This is a genomic window from Micromonospora parastrephiae (genome assembly GCF_016802865.1).
Taxonomy (GTDB): Bacteria; Actinomycetota; Actinomycetes; order Mycobacteriales; family Micromonosporaceae; genus Micromonospora; species Micromonospora parastrephiae.
In genome coordinates this window covers 1-9,785 of record NZ_JAEVHM010000196.1, presented here as the reverse complement: position 1 = coordinate 9,785, position 9,785 = coordinate 1, and the positions used below count along the sequence as shown (strand labels likewise).

Here is a 9,785-nt window from a genome sequence, read left to right as displayed (position 1 = left end):
GAGGGGGAGGGCTGGGGGGGTTAGCGGACTGCGGGGGTTACCGTCAGGGTTCCGGCTTCGACGTTTCACGGTTGCCTCGGTGCCTACCGGGACGGTCAGCTGGCCGGGGCCGTGGCCGATCGGGAGGCCGCCGAGGACCGGTACGCCCAGGTCGCCCAGGCGTTCGGTGAGGACGTCGACGACCGTGGTGTCCCAGCCGTCGGCGCAGTCGGTGAACTGCCCGACCGCCACACCGGCCAGCCCGTCCAACGCGCCGGCCCGGCGCAGCTGGGTGAGCATCCGGTCGACCTTGTACGGGGGCTCCTGCACGTCCTCGATCAACAGCACCGCCCCGGTCAGGTCGGGCAGGTCCGGTGTGCCGACCGACGCGGCGATCATGCACAGGTTGCCGCCGAGCAGGGTGCCGGTGGCCCGACCCGGCACGCGTACGGCGAAGGTGTCCTCGGCGGGCACGGCGGTGACCGACACCGCCTCGGTCGTCATCAGCGCGGCGTGCAGCGACTCGGCCGAGCGCAGCGGGGTCCGCTCGTCGCGCCAGGCGGCACCCGGGCCGTGTACGCCGGCCAACCGGGCGACCCGCCACAGCGCGAGCTGCAACGCGGTGATGTCGGAGAAGCCGGCCACCACCTTCGGGTCGCGGCGGACGGCCGCCATGTCGATGGCGTCGACGATCCGTTGCACGCCGTAGCCGCCCCGGGTGCAGATCACCCCGCGGATCTCCGGGTCGGCGAACGCCGCGTTCAGGTCGGCGGCGCGCCTGTCGTCCGTACCGGCCAGATAGCCGTGCCGGGCGTACGCGTTCGACGCCGGCACCGGTCGCAGGCCCCAACCGGTGAGCAGCTCCACCCCTCGGGCCACCCGCTCCGGCGAGGTCGGCCCGGACGGTGACACCAGTGCCACCGTGTCACCCGGGCGCAGCACGGGCGGGCGGACGACGGTGGAATCCTCGCTGATCACAACCGCAGAGCCTAACGACCCCGCTGTCGTCGGGGCCGGGCACGGGTGGCGGGCCCGTGGCGGGGCGTGGCGCCACCGGGCGCACCGGCTAGCCTCGACGGGTGGCAACCGCGCTGGTGATCGAGAACGACCCGACGGATGACGCGCGCCGGCTGGGTGAGTGGCTGACCGAGGCCGGGCTGGAGCTGTGGGTGGTCCGCCCGCACGCCGGCGACGAGCTCCCCGCCGACCTGGAGGGGTACGCGGCGCTGGTGGTGCTCGGCGGCGAGCAGCAGGCGTACCCGCTGCTGGACGGCTCGCCCGGCGCGCCATGGTTCCCCGCCGTGGAGGGCCTGCTGCGCAAGGCCGTCCGGTACCGGGTGCCCACCCTGGCCATCTGCCTGGGCGCGCAGCTGCTCGCCACCGCGCACGCCGGACTGGTCGAGCGGAGCCCGTCCGGGCCGGAGATCGGTCCCGGCGTGGTCGGCCGGCGCGACGCCGCCGAGGGCGACCCGCTGTTCCGGTACGTGCCACTGATCCCGGACGTGCTCCAGTGGCACTCCGACGAGATCACCGAGCTGCCCCGGGGCGCCACCCTGCTGGCCGCCTCCACCCGCTACCCGCACCAGGCGTTCCGGCTCGGTGACCGGGCCTGGGGTTTGCAGTTCCACATCGAGTGCGACACCGCGATGATCGCCGACTGGGCCGCCGACTCCACCCAACTCGCCGAGCTGGGTTACGACCCGGAGCTGGTCGTCGCGGCGTGCGACTCGGTGATGGTGGACGTGGAGGAGGTCTGGCAGCCGTTCGCCGCCCGGTTCGCCGCGCTGGCCCAGGGCGAGCTGGACGACAGCACGATGCGGCGTGGCCTGCCGCTGCTCGGGCACTGATGAGCCGGCCGACCAGGGCGCCGGGCCGGCTCGCCCGCTACGGCTTCGGCACGGCCGAAGGCGACGGCGGGGCGCGCGCCGCCGACCTGCTCGGCCCGGACGGCCTGCGGCTGTGGCGGCCGGACGAGCAGGAGCCGGTCGACGAGCCGGCCGGGGAGCTGCTCGCGGCGCTGTCCCGGGCAGCCGACCCGGACCTGGCGCTGCGCCAACTGCACCGCATCGTCGAGGCCGAAGGCCGCACGACCGGCGACACCACCGAATCGCCGCTGCTCGCGGACCTGCACGCCGATCCCGGCCTGCGGCGGCGGTTGATCGCGGTGCTCGGCGCCTCGTCGGCGCTCGGCGACCACCTGGTGGCCCACCCCGAGCACTACCAGGCGCTGCGTACCGCCCCGGACGGGCTCGCGCCCACGGCCGAGGGTCGGCTGGAACCCGTCGGCGACGGCAACCCGGTGGCGGTGCTGCGGACCGCGTACCGCCTGGCACTGCTGCGGATCGCGGCGGCCGACCTCACCGGCGGGCGCGGCCTGGAGCAGACGATGGCGGCGCTGTCCGCGCTGGCCGACGCGACACTGGCCGCGGCGTACGAGGTCGCCGTCGACGAGCTGGCCGAGGGCACCGAACGGCCCCGGCTGGCGGTGGTGGCGATGGGCAAGTGCGGCGGCGGCGAGCTGAACTACGTCTCCGACGTGGACGTCATCTTCGTGGCGGCCGAGGACACCGACCTGTCCGCCGCGACCCTGGTGGCGACCCGACTGATCCACATCTGTGGCCTGGTCGCCTGGCCGGTGGACGCCGCGCTGCGCCCGGAGGGCAACCGGGGCCCGCTGGTGCGTACCCTCGCCAGCCACCTCGCCTACTACCGCCGGTGGGCGCGCACCTGGGAGTTCCAGGCGCTGCTCAAGGCCCGCCCGGCCGCCGGCGACCTGCCGCTGGCCCAGGAGTGGATCGACCAGCTGGCGCCGCTGGTCTGGCGGGCGGCCGAGCGGCCCGAGGCGGTCGAGGACGTCCGCGCCATGCGCCGCCGGATCATCGACAACGTCCCGCCGAAGGAGCTGGAACGCGAGATCAAGCGCGGCCCCGGCGGGCTGCGCGACATCGAGTTCGCCGTCCAGTTGCTGCAACTCGTGCACGGTCGTGGCGACGAGACGCTGCGGGCACCCGGCACCCTCCCGGCGCTGCGGGCGCTGGTCGCCGGCGGCTACGTCGGGCGCGCCGACGGCGAGGCGCTGCTGCGCGGCTACCGCTTCCTGCGCAGCGTCGAGCACCGGCTGCAACTACAGGGTTTGCGCCGCACGCACACCGTGCCCACCGAACCGGCCGCGCTGCGCTGGCTGGCCGCCGCGCTGGGTTTCACCGCCACGCCGGGGCGCAGCGCCGTCGAGAGCTTCCGGGCCGAGTGGGTCACCCACGCCGCCGAGGTACGCCGACTGCACGCCAAACTGCTCTACCGGCCGCTGCTGGAGTCGGTGGCCCGGGTTCCGGCCGACGGGCTGCGGCTCACCCCGGAGGCGGCCCGGCACCGCCTGGAGATCCTCGGGTTCGCCGACCCGGCCGGGGCGCTGCGTCACCTCCAGGCGCTCACCGGCGGGGTGAGCCGCACAGCGGCGATCCAGCGGACCCTGCTGCCGGTGCTGCTCAGCGAGTTCGCCGACGCGCCGGAACCGGACCGGGGGCTGCTCAACTACCGCCAGGTCTCCGACAAGCTGGGCAGCACACCCTGGTATCTGCGGCTGCTGCGCGACGGTGGCCCGGTCGCCCGCCGGCTGGCCCGCGTTCTCGCCCTGTCCCGGTATGCCGCCGACCTGCTCGCCCGGGACCCGGAGGCGCTGCGGCTGCTGGCGGAGGAGAACGAGTTGGCGCCGCGTCCGCCCGAGGTGCTCCGGGAGGGGTTCCTGGCGGCGGCGGCCCGGCACACCGACCCGGTCGAGGCGACCCGCGCGGTGCGGGCGCTGCGGCGTCGGGAACTGGTCCGGGTCGCGTGCGCCGACGTGCTCTGCCGCGCCGGTGTGCTCGCACCCACCCCCACCCGCCCGGACGGCGCGAACCGGCCGGCCCCCGGGCTGTCCGACGTCACCGCCGTGGGTACGGCGCTCGCCGACGTCACCGACGCGACCCTGACCGCCGCGCTGCGGGCCGCCCAGGCCAGCCAACCGTCGCCGCCGGGGCTGCGGTTCGCCGTCATCGGCATGGGCCGGCTCGGCGGGTACGAGTCGAACTACCTCTCCGACGCCGACGTGCTCTTCGTCTACGACCCGCTCGCCGGCAGCAACGAGAGCGCGGCCAGCGCCGCCGCGCACGCCATCGCCGAGGAACTGCGCCGACTGCTCGGCGTACCCGCCCCGGACCCGCCGCTCGGCGTCGACGCCGACCTGCGCCCGGAGGGCCGGCAGGGTCCCCTGGTGCGCAGTCTCGCCGCGTACGCGCAGTACTACGCCCGCTGGTCGCGGGTGTGGGAGGCGCAGGCGCTGTTGCGCGCCCGGTTCGTCTGCGGCGACGCCGACCTGGGCGCCGAGTTCGAGGCGCTGATCGACCCGGTGCGCTATCCGGCCGACGGGCTGACCCGCGAGCAGGTCGTCGAGATCCGCCGGATCAAGGCCCGGGTGGAGACCGAGCGGCTGCCCCGGGGCGCGGACCCGGCCACCCACACCAAACTGGGCCGTGGCGGGCTCGCCGACGTGGAGTGGGCGGTGCAGCTCGTCCAGCTCCGGCACGGCGGCGCGGTCCCGGCGCTGCGCGGCACGCGTACCCTCGACGTCCTCGCGGCCGCCGCCGAGGCCGGCCTGGTCGACCCGGCGGACGCCGCGGAGATGGCCGCCGGCTGGTCCCTGGCCGCGCAGGTCCGTAACGCGTTGATGCTGGTCCGGGGCCGGGCCGGCGACCAGCTGCCCCGGCACGGCGTGGAGCTGGCCGGGGTGGTCGCGCTGCTCGGCCGGGACGACCCGGGTGAGTTCCTCGACGAGTACCTGCGCACCGCCCGCCGCTCCCGAGCCGCGACGGAACGTGTCCTCAATGGCTGACGCGGCGACGCGCCCGGCCGGGCAGCGCACCGCAGGCGCGCGTACCGGCTGGGCGGCGGCGACCGGGGTCGCGGTCGTGCTGGCCGTCGGGTTCCTGCTCGCGCCGCGGATGGGCACCGACCTCGCCGCCCAGGTCGCCCGCGCCGAGTTCGCCGACCGGTACGGTGCCGCGCCGGTCGACCTCGGCTGGTACGGCGGTGTCAACCAGTACGGCTACAGCCTGTTCACGGCCAGGTTGGGCGCGCTGATCGGGGTGCGTCCGCTCGGGGCCGTCGCCGCCGTGCTCGGCGCGGCGGCGCTGGGTTGGCTGTTCACCCGCAACCGGGCCCGCCGGCCGCTGCTGGCCGGCGTCCTGGGTGCGGTGGTGCTGGTCGGCAACCTGGCCAGCGGTCGGATCACCTTCGCCGTCGGGCTGACGTTCGGGCTGCTGGCGCTCTGCGCGGTCAGCGCCGAACGCCCACCGCGTCCGGTTCGGCTGGCGCTCGCCGCCGGCTGCGCTGCCCTGGCGACGGCGGCGAGCCCGGTCGCCGGCCTGTTCACCGGGCTGGCGGGCGCGGCGTTGCTGCTGTCCGCCCTGCGCACCGGTGACGGGCCGGGCCGCCCGTTGCCCGGCGGTTGGCGGGTCGAGCGACCACTGGCAGAAGGGTTGGTCCTGGCCGTGGCGCCGGCCGCCACGTTGGCCCCGATCGCGGTCCTCTTCGGCAACGGCGGCACCCAGCCCTACTCGGCCGAGTCGATGCGGATCAACGTCGCGCTCGCGGTGCTGGTGGCGGTCGTGGTGCCGCGTCGCCGCCGGGTGTTGCGCATCGGCGCGGCGCTCACGGTGCTGCTCCTGGTCGGCGCGTACTACGTGCCCAGCCCGATCGGCTCCAACGCGCTGCGGCTGCCGCTGCTCTTCGCCCTGCCGGTGCTGGCCGGGTACGCCCCGTTGCCGGGGCCCTGGCTGGCGGGACTGCTCGCCGCGACCGTGTGGTGGCAGTCGCCGGTGATGCTGAGCGACGTGACCCGGGCCGGCGCGCCGGAGAGCGCCGCCGCGTTCCACCGGCCGCTCGTCGCGGAACTCGACCGGCGGCAGCCGGTCGGACGGGTCGAGGTGGTGCCGCTGCGGGACCACTGGGAGTCCGCGTACCTCCCGCCGACCGTGCCGCTGGCCCGCGGCTGGGAACGCCAGGTCGACAGCGACCGCAACGCGTTGTTCTACGACGGCAGCCTGAACGCGCAGACGTACGAGCGGTGGCTGCGCCACGAGGCGGTGACCTACGTGGTGCTCGCCCCGGACGCTCCCGCCGACCGGTGGGGCCGCGACGAGGCCGAGCTGATCTCCACCGGCCTGCCCTACCTGCGGGAGGTCTGGCGTGACCCGACCTGGCGGATGTACGCCGTGGTCGACCCGACACCGCTGGTCGGTGCCCCGGGACAGCTCGTCACCGCCGATCGGGGCTCGGTTCGGCTGAGCGCCGTACCCGGTGACGTGCCGGTTCGGGTGCGGTGGTCGCGTTGGCTGTCGCTGACCGGCCCGGCCGGCTGCGTGCGGCCCGGCGCCGACGGGTGGACCGAGGTGCGGGTCCGCGCGGCCGGCGACTACACGCTGTCCAGCGGACTCACGCCGGCGAACCACTGCTGACGGTGCTGCCGTCGTCCCCTGACCGACGTGCTGGCAGCATGTCGGGCGTGCCTTCCCACCTCGCGCGCTGGACCGGCCTGGCCGGCTCGACGCTGCTCGCGATCTCCGCCTACCTCGGGGGCGCGTTTCCCAGTGGCCCGCTGCGCAGCACCCCGGTCAGCATCTGGCAGGGCACCAACGGCCCGCTGATCCTCGCCGCCTGGGCGGTCGGCACCGGCCTGATGGCGTACGCCTGGTGGGCTCTGCGCGACGGGGGGCCGTCGACGCGGTGGGCCCTGGTCACCGTGGGGCTCTGGCTGCTGCCGTTGCTGGTCGCGCCGCCCTTCGGTAGCCGGGACGTGTACGCGTACGCCTGCCAGGGCGCCAGCTTCGTCGGCGGCATCAGCCCCTACGAGCAGGGCGTCTCCGCGCTGCCCTGCCCATGGCTGGACACGGTCTCGGTCATCTGGCGCGACACCCCGGCGCCGTACGGGCCGCTCTTCGTGCTCATCGCGGGCGCGGTGGTCAAGATCACCGGCTCGCTGACCGCCAGCATCGTGCTGTTCCGGGCGTTGTCGCTGGTCGGGGTGGTGGTGAGCGCGTGGGCGCTGCCCGCTCTGGCGCGGCGGGCCGGTGTGCTGCCGAAGCGGGCGGTGTGGCTGGCGCTGGGCTCCCCGCTGATCGCCGCGCACCTGATCGGTGGTCCACACAACGACGTGCTGATGCTCGCCGCGCTGGTCGGTGGGCTCGCCGTGGTGGCGTCACACCCGGGCCGGCGCGGAATGCTGCTGGTCGGCGGTCTGCTCCTCGGCGTCGCTGTGGCGATCAAGGTGACGGCCGTGGTGGTGGTGCCGTTCGCCGCGCTGGCCGCCACCGCCGGGCCGTACCGGATCCGGACGTTGATCCGTGACGGCGGCTGGGTGGTCGGCGGCGCGGCCGCCACCGTGGTGGGGGTGACTGTTCTCGGCGGGCTGGACTTCGGCTGGGTGGGCGGACTGTCCCAGGGAGGCGCCGCCGTCGCCTGGACCTCCCCGCCGACCGCCGTCGGGCAGACGGTCGGTTATGTCGCGGCGCTGTTCGGCGGGCACGTCGACGCGCTGCCGGTGACGCGCGGGATCGCCGTCGTACTCCTGGCCGTACTCCTGGTCTGGCTCTGGTGGCGGGCCCGCACCCGCGACCCTCTCCACCACGCCGGCCTCGCGCTCGCCCTCACCGTCGCGCTCGCCCCCGTGGTGCACCCCTGGTACTGGACCTGGCCGCTGTTCGTGCTGGCGGCCACCGCCCGGCGAACCGGATGGTTCATCGTGGTCGCGCTTGTCGCGTCGTTCCTGGTGCTGCCCGACGGCACCGGCCTGCCCCGCTACACCAAGACCGTCGGGGCGCCACTGATGACGCTGTTGGTGATCGTGCTGGTCGTCCGGTTGGTACGGTCGGCTCGGGCGGCCCGCCAGCCGGTCGCCGCCGACTGAGGGAAGGTGCGCCGGTGACCGCTCCCGGCGCGCCGTCGCCACCTGGTCCCCCGGTTGCGCGCTTCGCCCGGTACGCGGGCCTGACCGGCGCGGCCCTGCTCACCGTGGCCGGATATCTCGGCGGGGCGCTGCCCGACGCCCCGCTCGGCGTGACCCCCGTGTCGATATGGCAGGGCCAGGGCGGCCCGGCGACGCTGACCTGCTGGCTGGTCGGCACCGTGCTGCTGGTCGGGGCGTGGTGGTCGCTGCGCGGGGGAGCACCGTCCGCCCGGTGGGCGTACGTCACCGCCGGGCTGTGGGCGCTGCCGCTGCTGGCCGCGCCGCCGCTGGGCAGCCGGGACGTGTACTCGTACGCCTGCCAGGGCTGGACGTACGCGCACGGCGTCGACCCGTACGCGGTGGGGGTGGCGGCGGCCGGCTGCCCGTGGCTGGAGACGGTGGCGCCGATCTGGCGGGACACCCCGGCACCGTACGGGCCGGTGTTCGTGCTGCTCGCGGCGCTCGCGGTCGAGCTGGGCGGCGGGCTCACCGGCACGGTCGTGGCGCTGCGGGTGATCGCCGTTGCGGGGGTGCTGCTGGCCGCGTTCTGCGTACCCGGGCTGGCGCGGGCGGCCGGGGTGCCGACCCGGCGGGCGGTCTGGCTGCTCCTGGCCTGCCCGCTGGTCGGCGTGCACCTGGTGGCCGGGGCGCACAACGACGCCGTGATGCTGGGCCTGCTGCTGTGTGGGCTGCTGGTGGCGATCCGGCGGCCGGGTTGTCCTGCGGCGCTGCTGCTGGCCGGCGCGCTGCTCGGGCTGGCGGTCACGGTGAAGGCCAGCGCCGTGGTGGTGGTGCCGTTCGCCGTGCCGGCCGCAGTGCACGGCCGGTACACCGTACGGGCACTGCTGCGCGACGGCGGCTGGCTGGCCGGCGGGCTGCTCGCCGCGCTGCTGGTCACCTCGGCGCTGTCCGGACTCGGGTTCGGCTGGGTGGGCGGGCTGACCCACAGCGGGGACTCCGAGCAGTGGACGTCGCCGCCCACCGCCGTCGGGCTGGTGGTGGACTACGCGGGCGCGCTGGTCGGCCGCGACCCGCAGGCGGTGCCGGCGCTCCGGACGGTCGCGTTGCTGCTGCTCGCCGGGGTGCTGGTGGTGCTCTGGTGGCGGGCCTGGCAGGTGCTGCGCGGATTTGACGACACCCGGCGGGCGGAACGGGTCGAGGTGGCGCGGGTCGACGCGGCGCGGGTCGACGCGGCGCGGGTGGGGTGGCGCGCTGCCGGGTGGCGCTGCACGGCGCCGCGCTGGCCCTGACCGCCACCGTCGTCCTGTCCCCGGTCTTCCATCCCTGGTACGCCACCTGGCCGCTGGCGCTGCTCGCGCTCACCGCCGTGCGGACGACGTGGTTCGTGCTGCCGGCCGCGGCGGCCACCTTGCTCACCCTGCCCGACGGCACGAACCTCGCCCGCTTCACCAAGGCTCCCGGCGCGGTCGCGATGACCGCCCTGCTCCTGGCTGTGCTCCTGCGCGGGTCCCGCTCCCGGCGGGCCCCACGCGCGGCCCGCACCGCGAGCACCCCGCCCACCCCCGGGGCACCCGGGGCCCACGCCGGTGATCATGATGTTCACGAGTGACAAAACGGCGGAACATCCCGCACTCATCATGATCACCCTGGGCCGGCGCTCAAGATCGTGCTCAATCCAGGATGTAGTGGCATCGGCGATCGGTGAGGCCACTACATCGGGGATCGAGCGTGATCTTGCCGTGCGGCCAGATCGGCAATGAAGATCCGCACAATGTCGGGGATGTTGCTGCCTCCCGCGCGCCTGAGGCAGCAACATCAGGGAAGTTGCGCTGATCTTGGCGCGGGGCGCGGGGGCGCGGGGGCGCGG

General features: G+C 75.4%; 4 protein-coding genes and 2 pseudogenes. 5 read left to right on the top strand and 1 reads right to left on the bottom strand.

Annotation, left to right across the window (positions count from 1 at the left end; genetic code table 11):
- Positions 1-20 precede the first annotated feature (20 nt).
- A pseudogene (locus JNW91_RS26335) lies at positions 21-957 on the bottom strand (S66 peptidase family protein).
- Between the two features lie 101 nt (positions 958-1,058).
- Between JNW91_RS26335 and JNW91_RS26330 the strand changes: the two are divergent.
- The 5 genes and pseudogenes from JNW91_RS26330 (at position 1,059) to mptB (JNW91_RS26310) (ending at position 9,527) form a co-directional block, all read left to right on the top strand.
- Positions 1,059-1,826, top strand: coding sequence for a type 1 glutamine amidotransferase (locus tag JNW91_RS26330; RefSeq protein WP_203178068.1), 768 nt, complete (start codon positions 1,059-1,061; stop codon positions 1,824-1,826).
- Entirely contained in the window at positions 1,826-4,846 is a 3,021-nt protein-coding gene (locus JNW91_RS26325; protein WP_203178067.1) for a bifunctional [glutamine synthetase] adenylyltransferase/[glutamine synthetase]-adenylyl-L-tyrosine phosphorylase, read from the top strand. Before JNW91_RS26330 ends, JNW91_RS26325 begins: the two co-directional genes overlap by 1 nt.
- Positions 4,839-6,470: a hypothetical protein gene (locus JNW91_RS26320; protein WP_238425741.1), complete on the top strand. Its 1,632-nt coding sequence runs from the start codon at positions 4,839-4,841 to the stop codon at positions 6,468-6,470. Before JNW91_RS26325 ends, JNW91_RS26320 begins: the two co-directional genes overlap by 8 nt.
- Positions 6,467-7,918: a polyprenol phosphomannose-dependent alpha 1,6 mannosyltransferase MptB gene (mptB, locus tag JNW91_RS26315; protein WP_238425742.1), complete on the top strand. Its 1,452-nt coding sequence runs from the start codon at positions 6,467-6,469 to the stop codon at positions 7,916-7,918. Before JNW91_RS26320 ends, mptB (JNW91_RS26315) begins: the two co-directional genes overlap by 4 nt.
- A 14-nt stretch (positions 7,919-7,932) precedes the next feature.
- A pseudogene (mptB, locus tag JNW91_RS26310) lies at positions 7,933-9,527 on the top strand (polyprenol phosphomannose-dependent alpha 1,6 mannosyltransferase MptB).
- The last annotated feature ends 258 nt before the right edge of the window (positions 9,528-9,785 follow it).